The 22,247-nt window shown below is 67.4% G+C and carries 23 protein-coding genes; 9 read left to right on the top strand and 14 right to left on the bottom strand.

All coding sequences use genetic code 11. The features are described from left to right. Positions 1–10: 10 nt before the first annotated feature. From Q7J26_RS04340 to Q7J26_RS04315, 6 genes are read right to left on the bottom strand one after another with little or no spacing between them, the layout of a single operon-like run. Positions 11–454 carry a GNAT family N-acetyltransferase gene (locus tag Q7J26_RS04340; RefSeq protein WP_304935281.1) on the bottom strand — a complete coding sequence of 148 codons (444 nt, stop codon included), beginning with the start codon at positions 452–454 and terminating at the stop codon, positions 11–13. Continuing rightward, positions 451–1,131: a tRNA (adenosine(37)-N6)-threonylcarbamoyltransferase complex dimerization subunit type 1 TsaB gene (gene tsaB, locus Q7J26_RS04335; RefSeq protein ID WP_304935280.1), complete on the bottom strand. Its 681-nt coding sequence runs from the start codon at positions 1,129–1,131 to the stop codon at positions 451–453. Before tsaB ends, Q7J26_RS04340 begins: the two co-directional genes overlap by 4 nt. A 10-nt stretch (positions 1,132–1,141) precedes the next feature. Next, the gene (locus Q7J26_RS04330; RefSeq protein ID WP_304935279.1) at positions 1,142–1,549 is read right to left on the bottom strand and encodes a helix-turn-helix domain-containing protein; all 408 of its coding nucleotides are present in this window, start codon (positions 1,547–1,549) and stop codon (positions 1,142–1,144) included. Between the two features lie 45 nt (positions 1,550–1,594). After that, on the bottom strand, positions 1,595–2,179 hold the full coding sequence (locus Q7J26_RS04325) for a helix-turn-helix transcriptional regulator (RefSeq protein ID WP_304935278.1): 585 nt from the start codon (positions 2,177–2,179) through the stop codon (positions 1,595–1,597). A 58-nt stretch (positions 2,180–2,237) separates the two neighbouring features. Then, positions 2,238–2,795 carry a NifU family protein gene (locus Q7J26_RS04320; RefSeq protein ID WP_304935277.1) on the bottom strand — a complete coding sequence of 186 codons (558 nt, stop codon included), beginning with the start codon at positions 2,793–2,795 and terminating at the stop codon, positions 2,238–2,240. A gap of 38 nt (positions 2,796–2,833) precedes the next feature. Next, complete coding sequence (locus Q7J26_RS04315) at positions 2,834–4,348, bottom strand: helicase HerA-like domain-containing protein (protein WP_304935276.1); 1,515 nt, start codon at positions 4,346–4,348, stop codon at positions 2,834–2,836. 109 nt (positions 4,349–4,457) lie between these two features. Between Q7J26_RS04315 and Q7J26_RS04310 the strand changes: the two genes are divergently transcribed. From Q7J26_RS04310 to Q7J26_RS04300, 3 genes are all read left to right on the top strand, one after another. Beyond that, a complete protein-coding gene (locus Q7J26_RS04310; protein WP_304935275.1) occupies positions 4,458–5,588 on the top strand; it encodes an AI-2E family transporter in 1,131 nt (376 codons plus the stop codon). A 346-nt stretch (positions 5,589–5,934) separates the two neighbouring features. Continuing rightward, positions 5,935–10,806 (top strand): NAD-glutamate dehydrogenase, encoded by a 4,872-nt coding sequence (locus Q7J26_RS04305; RefSeq protein ID WP_304935274.1) that lies wholly within the window; start codon positions 5,935–5,937, stop codon positions 10,804–10,806. 54 nt (positions 10,807–10,860) lie between these two features. Further along, positions 10,861–11,328, top strand: coding sequence for a universal stress protein (locus tag Q7J26_RS04300; RefSeq protein ID WP_304935273.1), 468 nt, complete (start codon positions 10,861–10,863; stop codon positions 11,326–11,328). 9 nt (positions 11,329–11,337) lie between these two features. On the opposite strand, the gene Q7J26_RS04295 is transcribed toward Q7J26_RS04300, so the two are convergent. Next, positions 11,338–11,808 carry a MarR family winged helix-turn-helix transcriptional regulator gene (locus tag Q7J26_RS04295; protein ID WP_304935272.1) on the bottom strand — a complete coding sequence of 157 codons (471 nt, stop codon included), beginning with the start codon at positions 11,806–11,808 and terminating at the stop codon, positions 11,338–11,340. Between the two features lie 119 nt (positions 11,809–11,927). Between Q7J26_RS04295 and Q7J26_RS04290 the strand changes: the two genes are divergently transcribed. Then, the gene (locus tag Q7J26_RS04290) at positions 11,928–12,347 is read left to right on the top strand and encodes an organic hydroperoxide resistance protein (protein ID WP_370651909.1); all 420 of its coding nucleotides are present in this window, start codon (positions 11,928–11,930) and stop codon (positions 12,345–12,347) included. On the opposite strand, the gene Q7J26_RS04285 is transcribed toward Q7J26_RS04290, so the two are convergent. Continuing rightward, a complete protein-coding gene (locus Q7J26_RS04285; protein WP_304935270.1) occupies positions 12,344–13,465 on the bottom strand; it encodes an MltA domain-containing protein in 1,122 nt (373 codons plus the stop codon). The two genes, Q7J26_RS04290 and Q7J26_RS04285, sit on opposite strands and share 4 nt — an antisense overlap. Beyond that, positions 13,465–14,106 carry a TIM44-related membrane protein TimA gene (gene timA / locus Q7J26_RS04280; RefSeq protein WP_304935269.1) on the bottom strand — a complete coding sequence of 214 codons (642 nt, stop codon included), beginning with the start codon at positions 14,104–14,106 and terminating at the stop codon, positions 13,465–13,467. Before timA ends, Q7J26_RS04285 begins: the two co-directional genes overlap by 1 nt. Before the next feature lie 189 nt (positions 14,107–14,295). Here timA and secB point away from each other — a divergent pair, with 189 nt between their 5' ends. Further along, entirely contained in the window at positions 14,296–14,814 is a 519-nt protein-coding gene (gene secB / locus Q7J26_RS04275) for a protein-export chaperone SecB (RefSeq protein ID WP_304935268.1), read from the top strand. A gap of 46 nt (positions 14,815–14,860) precedes the next feature. Here the strand turns inward: secB and dnaQ are convergent, their stop codons facing one another. Genes dnaQ through Q7J26_RS04250 form a run of 5 tightly spaced genes read right to left on the bottom strand, consistent with a single transcriptional unit; the run spans position 14,861 to position 18,548 of the window. Continuing rightward, positions 14,861–15,586, bottom strand: a complete 726-nt coding sequence (dnaQ, locus tag Q7J26_RS04270; protein ID WP_304935267.1) for a DNA polymerase III subunit epsilon — start codon at positions 15,584–15,586, stop codon at positions 14,861–14,863. Positions 15,587–15,592: 6 nt separating this feature from the next. Next, a complete protein-coding gene (gene coaE, locus Q7J26_RS04265) occupies positions 15,593–16,243 on the bottom strand; it encodes a dephospho-CoA kinase (RefSeq protein ID WP_304935266.1) in 651 nt (216 codons plus the stop codon). Beyond that, complete coding sequence (locus Q7J26_RS04260; protein WP_304935265.1) at positions 16,240–17,070, bottom strand: shikimate dehydrogenase; 831 nt, start codon at positions 17,068–17,070, stop codon at positions 16,240–16,242. The genes coaE and Q7J26_RS04260 overlap by 4 nt, the downstream gene beginning before the upstream one ends. After that, positions 17,067–17,666, bottom strand: coding sequence for a nucleoside triphosphate pyrophosphatase (locus tag Q7J26_RS04255; RefSeq protein ID WP_304935264.1), 600 nt, complete (start codon positions 17,664–17,666; stop codon positions 17,067–17,069). The genes Q7J26_RS04260 and Q7J26_RS04255 overlap by 4 nt, the downstream gene beginning before the upstream one ends. After that, positions 17,667–18,548, bottom strand: a complete 882-nt coding sequence (locus Q7J26_RS04250; protein WP_304935263.1) for a pyruvate, water dikinase regulatory protein — start codon at positions 18,546–18,548, stop codon at positions 17,667–17,669. Positions 18,549–18,998: 450 nt separating this feature from the next. Here Q7J26_RS04250 and hemE point away from each other — a divergent pair, with 450 nt between their 5' ends. Genes hemE through Q7J26_RS04230 form a run of 4 tightly spaced genes read left to right on the top strand, consistent with a single transcriptional unit; the run spans position 18,999 to position 22,106 of the window. Further along, a complete protein-coding gene (gene hemE / locus Q7J26_RS04245; RefSeq protein WP_304935262.1) occupies positions 18,999–20,057 on the top strand; it encodes a uroporphyrinogen decarboxylase in 1,059 nt (352 codons plus the stop codon). After that, positions 20,054–21,115 carry a ferrochelatase gene (gene hemH / locus Q7J26_RS04240; RefSeq protein ID WP_304935261.1) on the top strand — a complete coding sequence of 354 codons (1,062 nt, stop codon included), beginning with the start codon at positions 20,054–20,056 and terminating at the stop codon, positions 21,113–21,115. The genes hemE and hemH overlap by 4 nt, the downstream gene beginning before the upstream one ends. Next, complete coding sequence (locus Q7J26_RS04235; protein ID WP_304935260.1) at positions 21,112–21,579, top strand: CopD family protein; 468 nt, start codon at positions 21,112–21,114, stop codon at positions 21,577–21,579. The genes hemH and Q7J26_RS04235 overlap by 4 nt, the downstream gene beginning before the upstream one ends. A 41-nt stretch (positions 21,580–21,620) precedes the next feature. Continuing rightward, positions 21,621–22,106, top strand: a complete 486-nt coding sequence (locus Q7J26_RS04230) for a DUF3916 domain-containing protein (RefSeq protein ID WP_304935259.1) — start codon at positions 21,621–21,623, stop codon at positions 22,104–22,106. Positions 22,107–22,247 lie beyond the last annotated feature (141 nt).

The following is a 22,247-nucleotide window of genomic DNA, read 5'->3' as shown; positions in this document are numbered from 1 at the left end:
TCGGATCGTTTCAGGGAAGCGCCGCCTTTTCAGGATTTTCCGCGAGGTCCAGACTCAGGACCAGGGCGTCGGTTCGCCCCCCGTCCAGGGCGGCGTAATAGGCCTTGCGACGTCCGATGGGACGAAAGCCCGCCCGGTCGTAAAGGGCGCGGGCGGGGACATTGTCTTCGGCCACCTCCAGGAACAGACGCGAGGCCCCGGCGCGGGCGGCGACCAGGGCGCCCTGGCCCGTCAAACGCCCGCCCAGGCCCGCGCGGCGCGCCTCGGGCTGGACAGCCAGAGTCAGGATTTCGGCCTCATCCAGCACCACGCGAACCAGGATGAAGCCGTCCGGTTCGACCACGGCGAGCACGCCGGCCTGGCCAAGAAGGTCCGCAAACTCCGCCTCGCTCCACGGCGCGGCGAAGGCCTGGGCGTGCAGTCGCGCCAGCAGGGCCGGATCGACGGGCGTCATGGTACCGGTTGACGCGGCTGGCCCGGTAGGCGGGTGGGCGGGGTGGCGTCCGGCGCCCGAAGATACAGAGGGCGGGGCGGATGGTCGGCGGGATCGGCTGCGGCGACCAGTCGCGCCAGAGCCTCAGCCGACGGCGCAACACGAGGGTCCACGGACGCCATGATAAGGTCCGGAAAGGCCTCGGCCAGGACGGCGGCGCCGGAGCCGACCAGTCGAACATCTTTCCCCAGGGCGGCGATTCGTCGCGCCGCCTCGTCCAGCGACAGGGCCTCATCCGCACCAACGGCAGCGCCATCCATGAACAGCCTGGCGTAGACCTGGCCTCGTCGGGCGTCGATCAGGGCCGCAACCGGCGTTGCCCCCGAATCCAGAGACGCGGCCAGCGCATCCAGAGCCGACACTCCGACCACCGGCCGATCCAGGGCCGCGCCCAGTCCCTGGGCGAAGGCCAGCCCGACCCGCAAACCGGTGAAGGAGCCCGGCCCGACGGTGACGCCGATCCGGTCCAGAGCGTCGAAGCTGCGGCCCGCCTCGGCCATGACATCGCGCACCAGACCGCCCAAACGTTCCTGATGGCCCTTGGTCATGGGTTCGAAACGAACGGCCAGGGGCCGCTCGTCCTCAAACACCGCCGCCGTGCAGGCGCCGAGCGCCGTATCGATCACCAGAAGTCTCATGCCGCGCCTTCTAGGCCGCGCGAGACAGAACCTCCACCAGTCGCGTCAGGGCCTGACGCACGGCCCGGTCTTCGATGCGGGAAAAACCGGCGGCCATCGCCCGGCCTTCGGGCGTGGCGGCCATGGTCCGCATCATGGACAGTTCGGGGATTTCCCCGCCGTCCGCCGGTTCGGGAAAGAAGGCCCCGACGGGCAGACCGAGGGCCAGGGCCAGATTGTGCAGCCGCGAGGCCGAGATTCGGTTCTGCCCGCCCTCGTACTTCTGCACCTGTTGGCAGCTGACCCCGATCAGGGCGCCCAGGGCGGTCTGCGACAGACCCAGGGCCGTTCGCCGTGAAGCGATCCGGGCGCCGACGACGGCGTCCAAGGGTTCCGGCGCGCGGGCCGTCTTGCGTGCTGTGGCGGGCGTCCTGTCCATGCCGGGACGATCTCACAACCTTTCCGCGTATGCAACCTTTTCGTTTCATGATTCGCGGCGGGCGGTCACGGCCGAGATGCGGACGACAGACTGGCGGTCAATCACCTCCGCCCGATCCAGCGCGCCCGCTCCCCGAACATGGAGCCGGTCGGCCTCGGTCCGGTCGAAGAGGCGTGGGCGCAAGTCGCCGTCCTTCATCTCAATGATGCAACCCTGGCCGCCCCTGGGCCACAGATCCGGTTGGTATTCGAGGATGACTCCCGGTTCGGCCCAGGGCGAGAGGGCGTCGTCCCGGACCCTCAGGTGTTTCACGTCAGCAGGCGGCGGGCCGTCGAAGCCGCGCCCTCGGCTTTCCAGACCGGTCGCGCTCGGATCGACGGGCGGCGTCTGGGCGCCCGAGACAAACAAGGCCAGGGCCTCTGGCGTCGAATCCAGCGCCCCGGTCAGGCGACGCTGAACATCGGGCCGGAACAGGCCGGGTCGGCGGCCGGATTCATAGAGGCCCCAGCCCTGACTGGTCATATCCAGCCGCGCCCCGGCCTCGGCCTGAGACAGGCCGCGTTGGCGGCGCAGAGCGGCCAGGGCGTCACCCAGGCGAAGAACTTCGGGATCGGGGACAAAACGCGGCATGGGAGGACGAGGATGGCGCCCCGCCGCACGTCTGGCGAGAACGAAAACGCTCAGCCGGTCAGAGGGTCTGCTCGACCCGCGTCACTTCTGGCACATAATGGCGCATCATCTGTTCGACGCCAGACTTGAGGGTGGCCGAAGACGAAGGGCAGCCCGAACAGGCGCCGCGCATGCGCAGGCTCAGCACCCCGGTCGCCTCATCGAAGGAATCGAACAGGATGTCGCCCCCGTCCTGGGCCACGGCCGGGCGGATGCGGCTGTCCAGCAGGGCCTTGATCTCGGCCACGATCTCGCTGTCGTCCTCGGCATGGGTCTCGGTTTCAGATCCCGCGAGGGTCAAGGGCCGGCCCGAGACGAAATGATCCATGATAACGCCCAGGATCGGCGCCTTCATCTCCGACCAGTCCGGCCCGCGCTCCTGCCGGGTCACCGACACATAGTCGACGCCGAAGAAGACGCCGTCGACGCCTTCGAGTTCGAACAGGGCCTCGGCCAGAGGCGAGGCGGTCGCCTCGTCGATGGTGCGGTAATCCAGCACGGCGATGGGCGAAACCTCGCGGCCGGGCAGGAACTTCAGCACATTGGGATTGGGCGTGGGTTCGGTCTGGATGAACATGGGCGGGAGATGCGCTCGACCCCGCCCCGTTGCAAGACCTAGCGGCGCTTCAGCCCACCCAGCAATCCGCGCAGCAGTTCGCGGGTGAGGGTGGATCCCGCCGTGCGCAACACCGACTTGGTCAGGGCCTCCATCGGGGTCTGGCGGTTGGAGGTTCGGGCGCGGGGCGCCGGTGCGGGGCGGGGCTGGCTTCTGGCGCGCGTCTTGGCCGTCGCCTCCTGCGCCCGGTCTTCAGCCTTCTCCTCGGCCTCAGTCCGGTCGGAGGCCGCACGGCGGGCCGCGAGGATTTCCTCGGCGGATTCTCGGTTCAGCATCTGATCGTAGAGGCCGCGCACCGGGCTGGCGGCCATGACGGCGGCGCGCTCGGCCTCGGTCGCCGGGCCCAGGCGCGAGGCCGGCGGCCGGATCTTGGTGCGGGCCACGACGGTGGGCGCGCCCTTCTCGTCCAGCACCGAAACCAGGGCCTCGCCCACGCCCAGCCCCTGGATCGCCTCGGCCGTGTCGAAGGCGGGATTGGGGCGGAAGCTTTGCGAGGCGGCCTTCAGCCCCTTCTGCTCCGACGGCGTATAGGCGCGGAGCGCGTGCTGGATACGGTTGCCGAGCTGGGCCAGGACGCTGTCGGGGATGTCGGCCGGATTCTGGGTCACGAAATAGACCCCCACCCCCTTTGACCGGATCAGCCGCACCACCTGTTCCACCTTCTCCAGCAGGGCGCGCGGCGCATCGTTGAACAGCAGGTGGGCCTCGTCGAAGAAGAAGACCAAGCGCGGCTTGTCGGGGTCGCCCACCTCCGGCAGTTGTTCGAACAGTTCCGACAAAAGCCACAGCAGGAAGGCCCCATACAGGCGCGGGCTGTTCATCAGCCGGGTGGAGTCCAGCACATTGACCTGACCGCGCCCTTCCAGACCGACGCGGATCATGTCTTCCAGTTTCAGAGCCGGTTCCCCGAAGAAGGCGTCGCCGCCCTGTTGTTCGAGCTGAAGCAGGGCGCGCTGGATGGCGGCGATGGAGGCGGGGGCGACATTGCCGACCTCGCGGCCAATCCGCTCGGCGTTCTCGCCCACATAGGCCAGCAGGCTGCGCAGGTCGCCGAGGTCCAGCAGCAGCAGGCCCTCCTTGTCGGCGATATGGAAGACGACGGTCATCACGCCTTCCTGCACCTCGTTCAGGTCCAGCATCCGGGACATCAGCACCGGACCGATCTCTGACACGGTCGTGCGGATCGGGTGTCCCTTCTGTCCATACAGGTCCCAGAAAACGGTCGGAGCCGCGCGCGGCGTCAAGTTCAGACCCATTTCGGTCGCCCGGGCGACCAGTTTCTCGTTCGGCGTTCCGACCTGAGAAATGCCGGACAGGTCTCCCTTCACATCGGCGCAGAAGACCGGCACCCCGGCGTCAGAAAAGCCCTGGGCCATGATCTGCAGCGTGACCGTCTTGCCGGTGCCGGTAGCCCCGGCGACCACGCCGTGGCGATTGGCGCGGTGAAACAACAGGGTTTCCGGGCGGGCGGCGTCGGACTGGCCGAGGAAAAGGCCGGCAGGGGCGTCGGACATGAGAGGTCTCCAGAGGACTGGCAATGGTCTAGCGCAGAGCCTGTCGCGCCGGAACCGCCGCTGTTGGTGCGTGTTGACGCCGCTCGGCGCGCCGCCGAAAAGGACCGCTATGAAAAGCCCTATCACCATGCAGCCTTCGGCCGTATCGCGGAACGCCGCCGCCCTGATCGCCACGGTCGCTGCGGGCGCCGCGATCTATTGGCTGAGGGACATCCTCACTCCGCTGGCCATGGCCGTCTTCCTGTTGATCATGATCGACGGCGTGAAGCGTTCGGTGGCCGACCGGACGCCGCTGAACGACCATTGGGCCGGCGTCGCCGCCCTGATCCTGGTGGTTCTGTCCTTCTTCGCCGCCATCGCGATCATCGTGAACGGGGCGGCCAGCTTCTTCGGCGAGGCCTCGGGCGTATCCCAGAACATCGGGCCGCGCATCGATCAGATCATCCGCGACGTCTACGGCCTGGTGCGGCTGGAACAGCCGCCCACCGCGCAAGACCTGATCAACGGCGTCGACATCCGGGGTTATGTGACCATGGTCGCCATGCAGGCCCAGGGGATCGCGTCCGGCGCTTTCTTCGTCATGGTCTATCTCGGCTTCCTGCTGGCCTCGCAGATCGGTTTCCGGCGCAAGATCGTGGCCATGTTCCCGCAGAAGAGCCAGCGCGACGAGGCGGTGGCCGTGTTCAACCGGGTTCGCAGCGGGGTCGAGGGCTATATCTGGGTCCAGACCGTCACCGGCGCCATGATCTGCGTCGTGGCCTGGATCCTGATGCGCGCCGTGGGGCTTCAGAACGCCGAGTTCTGGACCTTCGTCATCTTCATCGTCGGCTTCATTCCGGTTCTGGGTGGCGCAGTGGCCGGCTTGGCGCCGCCCCTGTTCGCCTTGGTGCAGTTCCCCAGCTACTGGCCGGCCCTGATCCTGCTGGTCGGTCTTCAGGCCATACTGTTCATCGTCGGCAATATGATCCAGCCGCGGATGCAGGGCGACAACCAGAACATCGACCCGGTCGTGGTCCTGTTGTCCCTGGCCTTCTGGGGCAAGCTGTGGGGCGTGGTCGGCATGTTCCTATCCACCCCTCTGGCCGTCATGGCCATGGCGATTCTGGCCGAATTCCAGGGATCACGATGGATGGCCATCCTGCTGTCGGGCGACGGCGAACCCTATGCCGACGAGGGCAAGTCAAAACGAAAAAAGGCGGACCAGACCGAGACGGAAGCAGCGGCGGACGCCGGAGCCTGAACCTGCGGCGCCGCGCCACATCGAAAGCTGTGTTTGGGTCTCTTGAACCTCAAACAAGGCTTCCCATCTGATCTTCAACGCTGCGGGACATCCCCCTCCGAACCGCAGCGAAGCGACCGACGCACATTCCCCTCCCCGAGCGTCGTTCGCGCAGGCCGCCGAGTTCCCCCGCTCGGCGGCCTTCTCGTTTGTGGCGCCGCACAAGTCTTCCAACCTGAACACTGTTCATGAGAATCTTCGATCGTCAGGGGCTTCCCGCGCGACCGGACCTGGCCTAGTCAACGCTGTGGCGCCTCGTCGCGCCATGCCCTTGCGGCCAAGGCCGCGTCGCCCGAGACTGTAGTCCATGACCGCCCTCGATCCGCGCCCCGTCCCGGTTCAGCCAATCTCTTCGGCCGCCCTGGAAACCTCATTCGCGCGGATTCTCGGCACCAGCCCCGGCAAGCCGGAGCAGTCCTTCCTGGCTCAGGCGCACGAGGATTACGCCGCCGACGAAACGCCCGAGCTGGACGGCGAGGATCTGGCCGCGCTCTTGGCCGCCTCGTGGCGGGCGGCCAAGGACTATCCGGCCGGTTCCGCCCCCCTGATCACTGTCGGCCCCTTGGCCGGCGCCGACGGTCAGGCGCTGGACTATGACCTGGTCCGCATCGTCCAGACGGACGCGCCCTTCCTGGTCGACAGCGTCATGGGCGCCCTGGCCGAGGCCGGGGTCTCGGTGCGGGCCCTGTTCCATCCGGTGGTCGAGCTGGACGATCGACGTCTGTCGGTGATCATGCTGGTGATCGACGGCGCCCCGCAGGAGCGCCGTGACGCCCTGGGCGAGGGCCTGGCCGAGTGCTTGACCGACGTCCACGCCGCCGTCGCCGACCATGAGGCCATGACCGGCCTGATGCGTCAGGCCATGCAAAGGCTGGAGGCGACGCCGCCGACCGTCGATCCGGCGGTTCTGGCCGAAAACATCGCCTTCCTGAAATGGCTGAAGAGCGATCATTTCGTCTTCCTGGGCGCACGCGACTATAATTATCCCCTGAACGCCGACGGCGACTACGAGGCCGAGGCCCCGCTGAGCCAGTCGAGCGCCGGTCTGGGCATCCTGGCCGATCCGGACCGCACCGTTCTGCGTCGTGCGTCCGAACCGGCTGTCCTGACCCGTCAGATGCGCCGGCAGCTCGACCTGAGCGAACCGGTCACCGTCGCCAAGGCCAACGCCCGGTCCCGCGTTCATCGCCGCGCCTACATGGATTACGTCGGGGTCAAGCGTTACGGGCCGGACGGCAAGGCGACGGGCGAGACGCGGTTCGTCGGCCTGTTCACCTCGGACGCCTATGACCAGTTGGCGACGGAGACCCCCCTGATCCGCCGCAAGGTGGCCAATGTCCTGAACCGTGCCGACAAGGCGCCCGGCAGCCACAACGAGAAGCGGCTGCGCAATATTCTCGAAAATTATCCGCGCGACGAACTGTTCCAGATCGGTGAGGACGAGCTTCTTTCCATCGCCCTGGGCATCCTCCACCTCTACGACCGGCCGCGCATCCGCCTGTTCACCCGCCAGGATCCGTTCGACCGGTTCGTCTCGGTTCTGTGCTTCATTCCGCGTGAAAAATTCGATTCCTCGGTGCGCGAGCGGATCGGCCAGATCGTCGCCCGCGCCTGGGGCGGCCGGATCTCGGCTTGGTATCCGCAGCTGTCGGACGCCCCCCTCGTGCGGGTTCACTTCATCATCGGCGTGACGCCGGGCGACCATCCGGTCCCGGACGCCGCCCAGCTTGAGCATGACGTGGCCGAAGCCGGGCGCGGCTGGGTCGAACGGTTCGAAGCCGCCTTGCGCCGCGCCGACGTGGCGGATGTCGAGGTCGGGCCGCTGAGCACGCGCTGGGCTCGCGCCTTCGGCGCCGCCTACCGTGACCGCTACGACGCTGACGAGGCCGCCGTCGATCTGAGCGAGATGAACCGGCTGAATGCGACGGGACAGGTCGGAGCCGGAGAATCGGTGGCGGTCCGCGCCTTCCGCAACGCCGACGACAGCCGTCTGCAGTTCCGTTTCAAACTCTATCGCCGCGGCCCATCGGTGCCCCTGTCGGACGTCCTGCCGATCATGGCCGACATGGGTCTGAAGACCTTGGAGGAATACGGCTATCCGATCCGGCCGCTGGGCGAGGAAGAGATTCACGTCCACGAGTTCCTGATGGAAGACCCGCGTGGCGAGGCCCTGGTCTTCGCGGATGTGAAGGAGCCGTTCGAGCGCGCCTTCGCCGCCGTGTGGAACGGCCGCACCGAGAGCGACGGTTTCAACCGTCTGGTCGTCGAACTGGGCATGGAATGGCGCGAGGCCGCCCTGATCCGCACCCTGGCCCGCTATCGCCAACAGACGGGCCTTGATCCGTCCCAGGCGGTGCAGGAGGAGGCCCTGCGCGAATATCCCGACCTGTCGCGCGCCCTACTGTCCCTGTTCAAGGTCCGGTTCGACCCGGCGGACGGCGCGGTCGAGGCGCGTGAGGGCGCGGTGGCCGAACTGAACGCCAAGATCACGGCCCTGCTGCAGGACGTGAAGAGCCTGGACCACGACAAGGCCCTGCGCCGGATGGCCGCGCTGATCGGGGCGATCAAACGCACCAACTATTTCCAGCTGGACGCCGACGGCCTGTCCAAGCCGTACATCTCGATCAAGATCGCCTCGCGCGAGCTTGAAGATTTGCCGCTGCCCAAACCCTATCGCGAGATTTTCGTCTGGGCGCCGCACGTCGAAGGCGTTCACCTGCGCTTCGGGCCGGTGGCGCGGGGCGGGCTGCGCTGGTCCGACCGTCGCGACGACTTCCGCACCGAGGTGCTGGGCCTGGTCAAGGCGCAGCAGGTCAAGAACGCTGTCATCGTGCCTGTGGGCTCGAAGGGCGGCTTCTATCCCAAACAACTGCCCCGGACGACCGACCGCGAGGCCATTCAGGGCGAGGCCATCCGCGCCTATCGCACCTTCCTGTCGGGCCTGCTGGACATCACCGACAATATCGCCGCCGACGGGTCTGTGACGCGTCCGGCCCATGTCGTCGCCTGGGAGCAGGACGACCCCTATCTGGTCGTCGCCGCCGACAAGGGCACGGCGACCTTCTCGGACATCGCCAACGGGGTTTCGGCCGCCTACGGTTTCTGGCTGGGCGACGCCTTCGCCAGCGGCGGATCGATCGGCTACGACCACAAGGCCATGGGCATCACCGCGCGCGGCGCCTGGGAGGCGGTCAAGCGCCACTTCCGCGAGATCGGTCCCCGCGACAAGGTCTGGGACATCCAGACCGAGCCCTTCACCATGGTCGGCGTCGGCGACATGTCGGGCGACGTCTTCGGCAATGGCGCGCTTCTATCCAAGGCCACCAAGCTGATCGCCGCCTTCGACCACCGCGACATCTTCATCGACCCCACGCCCGACCCCGCCGCCAGCTGGATCGAGCGCAAACGGCTGTTCGACCTGCCGCGCTCGTCCTGGCAGGACTATGACAAGGGTCTGATTTCCCAAGGCGGCGGCGTCTTCTCGCGTTCGGCCAAGTCGATCCAGCTGACGCCCGAAATCAAGGCGGCGCTGGACATCGCCGACGACGAACTGGATCCCGTCAGCCTGATCCGCGCCATACTGAAGGCGCCGGCGGACCTGCTGTATCTCGGCGGGATCGGCACCTATGTGAAATCGGCGGCCGAGACCGACGCTCAGGTCGGCGACAAGGGCACGGACGCCCTGCGGATCAACGGCGACGAGCTGCGGGTCAAGGTGGTGGGGGAAGGGGCCAATCTGGGCTTCACCCAGGCCGGGCGTATCGTCTTCGCCCAGGGCGGCGGGCGGATGAACACCGACGCCATCGACAACTCCGCCGGGGTCGACACCTCGGACCACGAGGTCAATATCAAGATCCTGGTCGGGTCGGCCGTGACCAACGGCGTCCTGCCGGTCGAAGAGCGGACCCCGCTGCTGGCGTCCATGACCGATGAAGTCGGACTGAAGGTGCTGGCGCACAACTATGACCAGACCCTGGCCCTGACCCTGCAACAGGCGGAAGGGTCTGGGGCCCTGGACGCCCAGCAGCGGTTCATGCTGGCCCTGTCGGCGCGCGGCAAACTGGACCGCAAGGTCGAGGGCCTGCCGGGCGACGCCCGGGTCAAGGAGATGATGGCCGCCGGAATCCCGCTGGCCCGACCCGAGCTGGCGGTGCTGACCGCCTACGCCAAGCTGGAGCTGTCGGAAGAGATCGTCGCGTCCCAGGCGCCGGAGGATCCCTTCTTCGAACAGATCCTGGTCCGCTACTTCCCCGAGGCCCTGGCCCGGTTCGAGCCGGAGATGAAGAGCCACCGGCTGCGGCGCGAGATCATCGCCACCGTCATAGCCAACGAGGTCGTCAACATGTGCGGCCCGACCTTCCCGGACCGGCTGCGCGGCTCGGCCGAGTGCGACACCACAGCTCTGATCATCGCCTTCGAGGCCGCCAGGCGCGTGTTCCGACTGGACGAGGCCTGGGACGCGGTCTCGGCGCTGGACCTCAAGATCTCGGCCGAGGCCCAGACCGCCCTCTATCGCGAGATCGCCGTGGTGCTGCGTCGCCAGACCTTCTGGCTGGCCCGTCGCGCCAAGGCCGGGGCGTCGGTCCAGGCCTTGATCGACCGCTATCGTCCGACCGCCGACGCGCTTCAAGCCGAGGGCGCGCCGGTTCTGTCGCGCTTCGAACAGAACCGTCTGGATGACCGAGTCGCCATCTTCGCGCATCATGGCGCGCCGCAGGACCTGACCCGCCGCATCGCCATCATGCGGCCCCTGGTGGCCGCCGCCGATATCGGCGACCTGGCCCAGGAAAGCGGCTGGCCGGTCGCGGCCATGGCGCGGCTGTATCACCAGGTGGGCGCCGCCTTCGACTTCGACCGTTTGCGCGCAGCCGCCGGGTCGATCCCGTCGGTCGATCATTTCGACCGTCTGGCCGTGCGTCGCATGATCGAAGACCTGATGAACGAGCAGGCGACCCTGACCCGCGCCGTGGCCCGAGCGTCGGACGCCGCCGTCGGGGTCAGCGAGGATGCGGCCGAGGCCGCCGTGGACGCCTGGATCGGTTCGAAACTGGCCGTGGTCGAAGGCGTCCGCGCCTCGGTGGACGAGATCGAACAGTCGGGATCGGGCTGGACCTTCGCCAAGCTGACCATCGCCAATGCAGCGATCCGCGACCTGGCGTCCGCAGCGGTGCAGGCTTGACGGGGGTCTCGTCTCGCGGCCTCTTCGGTCGATAAGAAGAGCGGGGAGGCCGGCATGCCGAGAAAATTCCTGGTCGTCGTGGACGACAGTCCCGAGTTCGAGGCGGCGCTGCGCTTCGCCTGCCGCCGCGCCCGCTCAACCGGGGGGCGGGTGGTCATGCTGCGGGTCCTGCCGTCCAACAGCGACGCCCACTGGTCGGGCGTGCGCGAAGAGATCGAACGACAGCAGCGCGAAGAGGCCGAGGCCCTGCTGAACCGGCTGGGGGAGGAGGCGCTGGAGCGGTCCGGCGCCCCGCCGATCTTCCTGATCGAGAAGGGCGAGGCCCAAGGCGCGATCAAGAAGGCGGTCAGCGACGATCCGGACATCAAGATCCTGGTTCTGGCCGCCGGAACCGGATCGCGAGGGCCCGGACCGCTGGTCTCCGCCATCATCAAACAGGGCGCCCAGCTGGGCGGGCGCAAACTGCCGGTCACCATCGTCCCCGGCGAACTGACCGAGGCCGAGATCGAAGACCTAGCCTAGCACGAAGCCCTAGGCCGAGGCCGACCGGAGCTGATTGCGCAGGTCGATCAGACCATCGCGCAATTGCACCATGGCCTCCGGCGCCAGGCCGGTCGCCTTATGGAAAGCGTCGGGGATACAGGCCGCCTCCTGCGCCAGGACGCGACCGGCGTCGGTCAGACTGACCCGCACGACGCGCTCGTCGGCCGGATCCCGCGTCCGAGTAACCAGACCGGCGGCCTCCAGCCGCTTGATCAGGGGCGTGACCGTGTTGGACTCCAGAAACAGCCGCTCGCCCAGGCGGCCCACCGTCTGGCCGTCCTCCCGCCACAAAACGCTCATGGCCAGGAGCTGGGGATAGGTCAGCCCCATCCGGTCCAGCATGGGCTTGTAGTAGCGATTGAAGGCCAGGCTGGCCGAATAGGCGGCGAAACACAGCATGTCGTCGACATCCAGCGGGGCGGCGCCGGACAGGTCGGATTGGGGAGGGGCGTCGGGCATAGACCTATAATAATCGCACACGATATAATCGCAAGCTTGACGTCCGAAGGCCTCTGGAGCTAGAAGGACCGCGCGATTATATCGTACACGATCTATTTCATCAGGAGCTCGCCATGTCTATCAATGTCCTCTATCGCGCCACCGCCGCCGCCACGGGCGGCCGCGACGGCCGGGTCGCCACCACAGATGGGGCGCTGGATCTGGCGCTCGGCACGCCCAAGGCGCTGGGCGGCGCCGGCGTCGGCAATAATCCCGAGCAACTGTTCGCCGCGGGCTATGCCGCCTGTTTCCTGAGCGCGATGAAGTTCGTCGGGACCCAAGAAGGCTTTGCGAAGGTTCCGGCCGACGCGACGGTCAGCGCCACGGTCGGAATCGGCCCGCGCAGCGACAAGGGGTTCGGTCTGGAGGTCGCGCTGGTGGTCACCCTGCCGGGCGTTGATCGCGCCGAAGCGGAGGCCCTGGTGGCCGAGGCGGACACGGTATGCCCTTACTCCCACGCCACGCGCGGCAATATCGCGGTGACCCTGACCGTCGCCTAACCCTTGGGCGTCAGGCGCCACATGCGCAGGGGGTGACGCACCGTGCCGGCCTCGGCCCCGGCGGCGTCGCCCCGGCCCATATAGAGGTCGGCGCGGACCGGGCCGCGGATGGCCGAGCCGGTGTCCAGCGCCATGGCCAGACCTCGATACGAGGCCGTGGCGCCGCGCAGGTTTCCGCCGTCCGCGTCCAGCCAGACCAGCTCGCCATAGCGCCACTGGGACGGATCGACGGCGACGGCCCGACGCTCGGTCAAGGGCACGCCCGCCGCCCCGGCCGGATGTCCGTCGTCATCCGGGTCTAGCCGGAAGAAGATGTAGCGCGGGTTCAACGCCATGACCGTCTGGGCTTCATATCCCCGATGGTCGGCCAGCCAGGCTCGGATCGCGTCGCCCGACGTGCCGTTTTCCGGCAGCAGGCCCTGGCGCGCCATGGGACGGGCGATGCCGACGAAAGGCCGGCCGTTGTCGGCGGCGTAGGCGGCGCGCGCGCGCGATCCGTCCTCAAAGGTCAGATAGCCCGAGCCCTGGATCTGCAAAAAGAACAAGTCCTCGGCCCGCATCCAGGCCAGGGCCTGATCGGGACGGGCGTTGGATTCCACCATGGCCCGGTCGCCGGCGCCGCGCGGATCGGCGGGCTTGGGCAGGACGGGCGCGGCGAACTCGGCGTCCGGAACCCGGCGTGCCGGGTATTCCGGGGCGAAATAGGCGGTCAGCAGGCCCGGCCGTCCGTCAGGGGTATCGGCCGGGACGGCGCTGAAGTTCGCTTCGAAAAAGGCGCGCGCGGTCGACGGCGTCACAGTCGTCGTCGACGCCATGGTCTTGGCCCGGCCGCAAACCGCACGGGCGACGGCGTCGCGCGCCGCGCCACATCCGTCGAGATAGGCGTGGAAGGCGGCCAGATGATCCTCGTCATTCCAACCCGGCAGGACGGCGGGACTGAGAGCATCGGAGGGCGGGGGCAGGGGAGCGGCCGGTCCCGGCGATGGAACATAGGGCCGGGGCCCCGTTCCCGGAGCGGTCGGCGCCGTGGGCGTCATGGGGCCGGTGGAACAGGCGGCGGCGGCCAAGACGGTCGCCAGAAGCGACGCCGCCCGGACCCGCCGCAGGACGGCCGACATCAGGCGTTGGCCGGCTCGACCCGGGCCAGGACCCAGTTGGGATCGGCGGCGCCCAGGGTGCGTTCGAAGGTCCAGTGTTCGGCGGTGCGGCGTTCCTCGACCAGAGGCTCGCCCGTGACGGAATCAGCGGTTTCACCCGAGGCCTTGGTCACGCGGCTGCGCAGCTCGGCCAGGAAGCGGACCTTGGCCACGGCCTTATCGCCCTGAACCGTGGCGCCTTCCAGATCGGCGCGGGGCGGGAAGAGGAATTCGACCGTCTCGGTCTCGCCGCGCGTCTCGCGCGCCGCAATGCCGGCGTCGAACGAGGCCATGACATTGGGGGTCAGCAGGGGAGCCAGGGCCGCGCGATCACCGGAGGCGTAGCCGCGTACGATGGTCTCATAGGCCTGACGCGCGCCCTCGACGAAACGATTGGGGTCGAAGGCCGGGTCGCGCGCCTTCAGGCCGGCGATGGAGGCCAGGGTCGCGGCGTCCAGCGCCGGGGTCTTGGCGGCGTCCGGGGTGGAGGTCGGCGGCGAAGGGAGCACCTTGGCGTCCTCCTGCGGCTGACGGCCGACCCTTTTGCCCAGCACATTATAGAGCTGGAACAGGACAATCGCCGCGATGACGGCGAAGATCACGATCTGGAACTGGACCGGCAAGGGGACTTCCTGACTTTCGGCGCGCGAGCGAGAAGGCGCCACGGAGACGATTAGGGTCTCATATAGGAGGACGCAAGGCGGCGCGCGCCCCCTGTCGAGCAAGCGACGTTGCGGCCAAGCGTCTCGGCGTGGTAGTCGCGGCGCCTTATTCCCGGCCCAATCGGCCCTTTTCCGTAATCGAAGACGCCCATGACCGACGCCGCTCCGCCCGCCGACACCGCCGCCCCGAACGGGACACAGCCCCAGCAGGGCCAGCCCGCCGGTCCCGGATTCCGCATCCTGGCGCAATATGTCCGCGACTTCTCGTTCGAGAACCCGCGCGCGCCGGAATCCCTGCGCATCGACGGCAAGCCGGCCATCGACCTAGGCGTCGAAATGGCGGCCCAGGGGCGTCCGGACGGCCTGTTCGAACTGGACCTGAAGCTGTCGATCAAGGCCAGTCACGAAGACCAGCCGGTCTTCCATGTCGAACTGGTCTATGGCGGCCTGTTCCAGCTGGCCAATGTCCAGGAGCAGGACATCGAGCCCCTGCTGCTGATCGAATGCCCGCGTTACCTGTTCCCGTTCGCCCGCGAGATCATCGCCCGCGCCACGGCGGACGGCGGCTTCTATCCGCCCTTCATGCTGGACCCGATCGATTTCGCCGCCATCTATATCGCCCGCCAGCAGCAGATCGCCCAACAGCCGGTCGAGACCGGCCAGGCCTAAGACGAACTAAATCTCCCTCCCCCGCAGGCGGAGGGAGAGATTGCCCTCAGGCCGCGTCTTCCGCGATCTTGACCCCATAGGAGTCCCACAGGGAATGATCCTTCAGGGTCTGGGCCAGGAAGGCGATGTGGGCGGCTTGTTCTTCCGGGGTTGAACGGAGCGTCAGCGGCTGGGGCCGGGCGCCATAGACGGCGGTCTGGGTGATCCCGGCCGCCGAACGGCCCGCGACCGGGGCGGCCGACAGGTCCAGCACCCGCTCCTTGCCGCCGCGAAGCTCCAGATAGACCTCGGCCAGCAGACGGGCGTCGATCAGGGCGCCGTGCAGGGTGCGTTCGACCAGCGACACCTTGAACCGTTTGCACAGGGCGTCCAGCGAGTTGGGCATGCCCGGAAACCGGGCCTGGGCCAGCTTCAGGGTGTCGATCCAGCGCGCCTCGCCGGTGATCGGCCGGCCGCACAACTTGTATTCGAAATCGATGAAGTTGCGGTCGAAGGCGGCGTTGTGGGCGATCATCGGCGCGTCGCCGATGAATTCGATCAGGTCGTCGGCGATCTGGTGGAATTTCGGGGCGTCCTTCACCTTGTCGTCGGTGATGCCATGCACCCGGATCGCGTCCGGCGGAATGGTCCGCTCAGGATTGACGAACCGGTGGAAGGTGCGGCCGGTCGGCAGCAGATCCTGAATCTCGATACAGCCGACCTCGATCAGCCGGTCGCCCGTCTTGGGGTCGAAGCCGGTGGTTTCGGTATCCAGAACAATCTCGCGGGCCATGGGCCCTTAATGGAGTCGTTCGTCGCTTTGCGGAAGACCGGCTTTGCCGTGACGCGGAGATATCCACGCCGGATCCAGCACGGTCTCGACCACGGCGGCGACCTCGGCGCGAGCGGCCTCGAGCCCACGGCCCGTATCGATGACGAAATCGGCGCGGGCGCGTTTTTCGGCGTCGGGCAGTTGGCGGGCCAGGATAGCCTCGAACCGGTCGCGGGTCATGCCCGGGCGGGCCAGGACCCGTTCGGCCTGGATCGCCGGGTCGGCGGTGACCACGACCACGGCGTCCACATGGGCGTCGCCGCCGGTTTCGAACAGCAGGGGAATGTCGAGGACCGCCAATTTCACGCCTGCCGCCCGCGCCGCCTCCAAATCAGCGGCCCGGCCCTGGGCCACCAGCGGGTGGACGATGGATTCCAGCCGGCGGAAGGCGGTTTCGTCCCGACCCAGGGCCTCGGCCAGGCGGGTACGGTCGACGGCCCCATCCACGATCACGCCAGGAAAGGCGGCGCCGACCGGTTCGACGGCCGCGCCGCCGGGCGCATAGAGCTGATGCACGGCGTCGTCGGCGTTCCAGACCAGGGCGCCCAGGCCGGCGAACATGGCGGTCGTCGTCGACTTGCCCATGCCGATGGAGCCGGTGAGACCCAGCAGGATCATGCCGTTTCGCCCAGATGCGCCGTCAACAGGGCGCGCAGGTCCAGCGGCGGCGGCGGGCGGCGGAACAGGGCCTGGAACGAGGGCGCCGCCTGGCCGATCAGCATCGACAGACCGTCCACCGTCGGCAGGCCCCGCGCCCGCGCCGCCGTCAGGAAGGGCGTGGCCAGGGGTTTGTAGGTCATGTCCATCATCACCGTGCCCGGCGCGACGGCGTCGAAATCCACATCCGGCTGGACGCTGAGGGCGTTGATCACCAGAACCGCGCCGTCAAAAGCCTCAGGGCCCGACAGGACCTGGACTGAAGGACCCAAGTCAGCGGCCAGGGCCAAGGCCCGGTCGGCCGATCGGTTGACGATCCGCACCTGGGCGCCGGCCTCGACCAGGGCGCCGGAGCCAGCCCGCGCCGCCCCGCCTGCTCCGAGGACGACGACCGGCTTGCCGTCGAGGTTCAAGTCCGGCGCCTGTTCCTTCAGACCCCGCATCAGGCCGACGCCGTCGGAACTGTCGGCCAGAACCCGGCCGGCCTCAAAGGTCAGGATATTGGCCGAAGACGTCAGTTTAGCCGCCGCCGTCGCCGCATCGGCCAGGGCGAAAGCCTGTTCCTTGAACGGCGCGGTGACGTTCAGCCCGGTGATCAGCCCGGCCCGACCGGCGGCCACCAGTGCATCGAACCCCGCCGCATCGGCGGGGGCGAAGGGCACATAGGCACCGTCGATGTCGCCGGCCGCCAGCCAGGCGTTGTGGATGACAGGGCTGAGCGAATGAGCCACCGGATTGCCGGCGATCCCGGCGACCAAGGCCGCGCCCGTGATGCGATGACCGCTCATGCCGTGAGAACTCCCGCGCGACGCAATTCGGTCAGCACCGGCCAAAGAGGCAGGCCCAGGACAGTGAAATAGTCGCCGTTGATCGCCTCGAACAGTTGCGATCCCATCCCCTCCAGCCGGTAGGATCCGACGCAGGACAGCATGGCCTCGCCCTCGGCCGCCAGATAGGCGTCGAGGAAGGCGTCGGAAAAGTCGCGCATCCGCATCTCGACCGTATCGACACCGGACCAGACGATCTCGCCCTTAACGGCCAGTGCGGCGCCCGAATGGAGGTGGTGGGTGCGGCCACGCATGGATTTCAGCCGGTCGCGCGCGGCCTCCAGCGATTTCGCCTTGGAAATCAGTCCGCCGTCGAAAGCCAGGGTCTGGTCCGAGCCCAGCACCCAGGCGGCCGCATCGTCGCGCGACACGGCCAGAGCCTTGGCCTCGGCGAGGCGGACGGCGAGGGCGGCGGGGTCAAGGTCGGTCGAAACGGCCTTGATCGCCTCCTCGTCCACCCCGGCGACGCGGACCTCGAACGGAACGCCGGCGTTTTCCAGCATGGCGCGGCGGGCGGCGCTCTTTGACGCCAGGATGAGGGGTTCGCGCTCAGGCATTTACCAGCTTGTCCCGATCTTGTGGTTGCGATGCTCGCTTAGCAGGTTGGTGATGGCGGCCGCCGTCTCCTCCACCGAGCGACGGGTGACGTCGATGGTGGGCCAGCCGCGCCGGGCGAAGGCGCGTTTGGCCTTGATGGTCTCGTCGCGGACGGCGTCCTGGTCGGTATAGTTGGAGGATTGGCTGGCGTTCAGATTGTCGATCCGGTTGCGGCGGATCTGGACCAGACGGTCGGGCGAAACGGTCAGGCCGATGACCAGAGGGTTCTTCAGCTTGGTCAGCCGTTCGCCGTCCTCCTGGCCCGGCACCAAGGGCACGTTTGCGGCGCGGATGCCGCGGTGGGCCAGATAGATGCAGGTGGGGGTCTTGGACGTCCGGCTGACGCCGCACAGGACGACGTCGGCGCCCTCCAGCTGTTCCAGCGACCCCTGCCCGTCGTCATAGGCCATGGCGAAGTCCAGGGCGGCGATGCGGTTGAAATAGTCGTGATCCAGAGCGTGTTGTGCGCCCACCCGCGTCGACAGAGCCGCGCCCAGATAGCGGGACATGGCCCCGACCAGGGGATCCAGGGCGCCGATCTGGGGCATGTCCAGCCGCCGGCAGCCGTCCTCCAGCTGTTCACGCAGATCACGGTCCACCAAAGTATGCAGAACCACGCCGGGCGCCGCCTCTACCTCCTGCAGGACACGCTCCATCTGCTTCTCGGACCGGACCAGGGCGTAGATGTGTTCGATCGGAATGACGCCGTCGAAGCGGGCCGTCACCGCCTTGGCCATGGCGTTCAAGGTCTCACCGGTCGAATCCGAGACCAGATGGACGTGAAAATAGGTGGCCAGACGGGTGGGGCCGGGACGGGCGCCGGAGGGTCGCGCGGGGCTCATTCGGTCTGTCGACTCCCTGTTGAAAAATGGGGGACGGCGAGGGACCGTCGGGGCGCCGTTCTCCTTAGCGGGTCATAGGCGCGGTCGCGAGCGGGGATGACGGTGGACGGCGGCGTCGGTTCGACAGCGGTTCGTCCCAAGGCGGACAACCGGTTTCGGCTCGGCTGTGGAAAATCCTAATGGAAGGTTAACGACGCTTAACCCCGTTCACAGCCTCAGACCCCCGCAAAGCCTTGGGCGTTAAGGTTTCATTAGGGATTGTCCACCGCCGGGATAGGGCTGTTCGACATCCCCGTTAAGCCATGGTGTGTCGTGGATATCCGCTTTTGTTCCGCCGACGACCGCCAAACCATCCCCGCCGTTCCACCGCCCTACCTGCCACTTCGAATCTTTTAATTCTTAATCTGATTAGGGATTGAGAGCGGGGGGCTGTGACCTTAATCGTCCTGCATGACCGATCAGACCCCGAACCCCGCTCAGACGCCGATGATGATCCGGGCTCTTCGGGGAGAGAGATTGGAGCGCCCGCCGGTCTGGTTCATGCGCCAGGCGGGCCGGTATCTGCCCGAGTATCGTCGGCTCAGGGCCGAGGCGCCGGACTTCATCGCCTTTTGCCTGAACCCCGAGATGGCGGCTGAGGCGACGCTTCAGCCGATGCGTCGGTTCGGCTTCGACGCGGCCATCGTGTTTGCGGACATTCTGCTGATCCCGCGCGCCCTGGGTCAGGACGTCTGGTTCGAGACCGGCGAGGGGCCTCGGCTGGGCGAAATGCCGATCCCCGGCCGGATGGCGGAACTGGCGCCCGACGCCGGCGCGCATCTGTCGGCCGTGGGCGAGACCCTGTCGATCGTGCGCAAGGCCCTGGAGCCGGAACGCGCCCTGATCGGTTTCGCCGGCGCGCCCTGGACGGTGGCCACCTATATGCTGGACGGCGAGCACCGGACCATCGGCAAGGGCGAGCGCGCCCAGGCCCGGACCTACGCCTATGCCGATCCCAAGCGGGTGGACGAGACGCTGGAGGTTCTGGTCGAGGCCACGGCGCGGTATCTGAAGATGCAGGCCGACGCCGGCGCCCAGGTGTTGAAGATCTTCGAGAGCTGGGCCGAGGGTCTGCCGGACGACCTGTTCGAAAGACTGGTCCTGAAGCCCCACCAGGCGCTTGTGAAGCGCACCCGGGAGCTGGGTGTCACCGTGCCCCTGATCGGCTTCCCTCGGGGCTCTGCGGCGCTTGCAGAGCGGTATGCGCAGGAGGTTGAGGTCGACGCCGTCGCCCTGGACACCGCCTGTCCGCTGGAGGTCGGCAAACGGGTGCAGCAGATCAAGCCGATCCAGGGCGCCCTGGACCCCCTGTTGCTGCGCGCCGGGGGCGAATTGCTGGACCGCCGGGTGGATCAGCTGATGGAGGCCTGGGGCCAGGGGCCGTGGGTGTTCAACCTGGGTCATGGCATATTGCCGGACGTGCCCATCGACCATGTCGAACGGGTTCTGAAGAGGATCGGCGCGCAATGACCCAAACCTCGCAAGGTCGCCGTATCGCGGTGGTGCTGTTCAATCTGGGCGGACCGGATGATCAGGCCTCGGTGAAGCCTTTCCTGTTCAATCTGTTCAATGATCCGGCCATCATCGGCCTGCCGGGATTTGCGCGAACGCCCCTGGCCAAGCTGATCTCCAGCCGGCGAGAGACCAGCGCCCAGGCCAACTACGCCCTGATGGGGGGTGGTTCGCCGCTGTTGCCCGGCACCCGCCGCCAGGCTGAGGCCCTGGAGGCGGTTCTGAACGGGCGCCTTGGCGGGGATGAGGTGCGTGTCTTCATCGCCATGCGGTACTGGCATCCGTTTACGGAAGAGACTGCGGTGGATGTGGCGGCCTTCGGGCCCGATGAAGTGGTGCTGCTGCCGCTGTATCCGCAGTTCTCGACCACCACGACCCAGTCCTCGCTGAAGGTCTGGAACGAGACCTATGCCGGGTCCGGCGTCAGTCGGGCCGTCTGCTGCTATCCCCGCGCCGACGGCTGGGTCGAGGCCCAGGCCCAGGCCATCGGAGCGAAGCTGGACGAGGCGGGGGAGGGACCGGTTCGGGTGCTGTTTTCCGCCCACGGCATCCCCGAGAAACTGGTGAGCGGCAAGGGCGACCCCTATCAGGAACAGGTCGAGACGACCGTGGCCGCCGTGGTCGCCGCTATCGAACGCGACCGGGGGCCGATCGATCACGCCCTCTGCTACCAGAGCCGCGTCGGGCCGATGAAATGGCTGGGCCCGTCGACGCCCGAGGCCATCGAACAGGCCGGTCGGGACGGGGTCGGGGTCGTGATCACCCCCATCGCCTTCGTCTCCGAACATATCGAGACCCTGGTCGAACTGGATATCGAATACGGTGAACTGGCCCACGAAAAAGGGGTCAGTTTGTATTTGAGGGCGCCGGCCGTCGGGACGGCGCCGCTGTTCATCGACGCCCTGGCCGATGCGACGGTCGGCGCCTTGGGGCGGACTGGCGTCGCGCCCTTTGGGCCGGGCTGCAAGGCGGATTGGAAGGCCTGCCCCTATCGTCAGCGCAAGGATGCGGCATGAACCCCTATGACCTCGCGCGTGGCCTGCACATTCTGGCGGTGATCGCCTGGATGGCCGGGCTGCTGTTCCTGCCGCGGCTCTATGCCTATGACGCCGAACAGAACGCCAAGCCCGAGCCCCTACGCAGCGAAATGCAAGCGCTGTTGAGGCTGTGGCAGTCCCGGCTGCTGCGCATCATCGTCAACCCGGCCATGATCCTGGCCTGGGGCTTCGGCCTGTGGCTGATCCATATCGACGTCTCGGCGCGGGGGGCTGCGTTTTTGGCCGAGCCGTGGATGGTCGCCAAACTGGTCGGGGTCTTCCTGCTCAGTGGCTGGCACGGCTTCCTGGCGGCGCAGCGCAAGAAGATCGCTGCGGGGACGTCGAAATATTCCGGCAAGTTCTGGCGGATGACGAACGAGGTCCCGTTCGTCCTGGCCATCGTCATGGTGCTGTCGGTGACGACGGAGTGGACCTTCGGGTGAGGCGGTTAGGCGTGGGTCGAGAGCGATATGACGCCGTTCGAGTGACCAGGAAACTTCGTCGGGAATTGGAAGCCATTCAATTTCCGACCGAGCCCCATTCGGGCATGGGATATTTCCATTGGAAAATACCCGTGCCAGCGGGTTTGGTGTCGGGCGCCTCGGCCAGACCTCGTTTTCAGGCGATCTGCGCCCAGATAATGATCGATGCCAGTAGAAGACTGGCGAGTTTGAAGCCCAAGTCGCTCCAGGATACGCGTGTTGTGGTGATCCTGGGCTATCCGGATTTGTTTCAGAGCGAGATCTGCCTCTTCTTCAAACCTGAGTATTTTGCTTCCTTCTGCAGCCGGAACTCGGACGACTTCAAAAGGGTCGCTCGGCCGGATTCAGAACGGGTTGCCCGCTGGAATTTGAGCATCCCACACGGCTTCGAAGTTCGAGGGTTCGATACTTATCAGCGCGATGACTCATTCGATCCTCCCTTTGAAGAGTGGGGGGAGATGTGGCTGATTGGGGAAGTGGCGGATTGATCCTGGGCATCCTGATGCGCCTCCGCTTGACCTGAACCGCCGCCTGTGGTTCCGCTGGCGGTGAACCGTTCGGTCCTTCCGGCGGTCCCTCTCTTTTCGCGACGCCCGCCGGTTCGACCAGCGGGAGCCCGCCGCGCCTCC

Origin of the sequence: Brevundimonas sp. (assembly GCF_030656255.1) — a bacterium.
GTDB lineage: Bacteria > Pseudomonadota > Alphaproteobacteria > Caulobacterales > Caulobacteraceae > Brevundimonas.
Note: the sequence above shows the minus strand (reverse complement) of the source record. Positions and strands in the feature narration are given on the sequence as shown.

Coding starts and splice junctions, on each gene's coding strand:
- Q7J26_RS04255 (WP_304935264.1), bottom strand. CDS start 17,666: ATGCCTGAGCGCGAACCCCTCATCCTGGCGTCAAAGAGCGCCGCCCGC.
- Q7J26_RS04310 (WP_304935275.1), top strand. CDS start 4,458: ATGAAAAGCCCTATCACCATGCAGCCTTCGGCCGTATCGCGGAACGCC.
- dnaQ (WP_304935267.1), bottom strand. CDS start 15,586: ATGGCCCGCGAGATTGTTCTGGATACCGAAACCACCGGCTTCGACCCC.
- Q7J26_RS04235 (WP_304935260.1), top strand. CDS start 21,112: ATGAACCCCTATGACCTCGCGCGTGGCCTGCACATTCTGGCGGTGATC.
- Q7J26_RS04320 (WP_304935277.1), bottom strand. CDS start 2,795: ATGTTCATCCAGACCGAACCCACGCCCAATCCCAATGTGCTGAAGTTC.
- Q7J26_RS04305 (WP_304935274.1), top strand. CDS start 5,935: ATGACCGCCCTCGATCCGCGCCCCGTCCCGGTTCAGCCAATCTCTTCG.
- Q7J26_RS04295 (WP_304935272.1), bottom strand. CDS start 11,808: ATGCCCGACGCCCCTCCCCAATCCGACCTGTCCGGCGCCGCCCCGCTG.
- Q7J26_RS04300 (WP_304935273.1), top strand. CDS start 10,861: ATGCCGAGAAAATTCCTGGTCGTCGTGGACGACAGTCCCGAGTTCGAG.
- Q7J26_RS04330 (WP_304935279.1), bottom strand. CDS start 1,549: ATGGACAGGACGCCCGCCACAGCACGCAAGACGGCCCGCGCGCCGGAA.
- Q7J26_RS04260 (WP_304935265.1), bottom strand. CDS start 17,070: ATGAGCGGTCATCGCATCACGGGCGCGGCCTTGGTCGCCGGGATCGCC.
- tsaB (WP_304935280.1), bottom strand. CDS start 1,131: ATGAGACTTCTGGTGATCGATACGGCGCTCGGCGCCTGCACGGCGGCG.
- Q7J26_RS04250 (WP_304935263.1), bottom strand. CDS start 18,548: ATGAGCCCCGCGCGACCCTCCGGCGCCCGTCCCGGCCCCACCCGTCTG.
- Q7J26_RS04325 (WP_304935278.1), bottom strand. CDS start 2,179: ATGCCGCGTTTTGTCCCCGATCCCGAAGTTCTTCGCCTGGGTGACGCC.
- coaE (WP_304935266.1), bottom strand. CDS start 16,243: ATGATCCTGCTGGGTCTCACCGGCTCCATCGGCATGGGCAAGTCGACG.
- Q7J26_RS04285 (WP_304935270.1), bottom strand. CDS start 13,465: ATGTCGGCCGTCCTGCGGCGGGTCCGGGCGGCGTCGCTTCTGGCGACC.
- Q7J26_RS04315 (WP_304935276.1), bottom strand. CDS start 4,348: ATGTCCGACGCCCCTGCCGGCCTTTTCCTCGGCCAGTCCGACGCCGCC.
- hemH (WP_304935261.1), top strand. CDS start 20,054: ATGACCCAAACCTCGCAAGGTCGCCGTATCGCGGTGGTGCTGTTCAAT.
- Q7J26_RS04340 (WP_304935281.1), bottom strand. CDS start 454: ATGACGCCCGTCGATCCGGCCCTGCTGGCGCGACTGCACGCCCAGGCC.
- secB (WP_304935268.1), top strand. CDS start 14,296: ATGACCGACGCCGCTCCGCCCGCCGACACCGCCGCCCCGAACGGGACA.
- hemE (WP_304935262.1), top strand. CDS start 18,999: ATGACCGATCAGACCCCGAACCCCGCTCAGACGCCGATGATGATCCGG.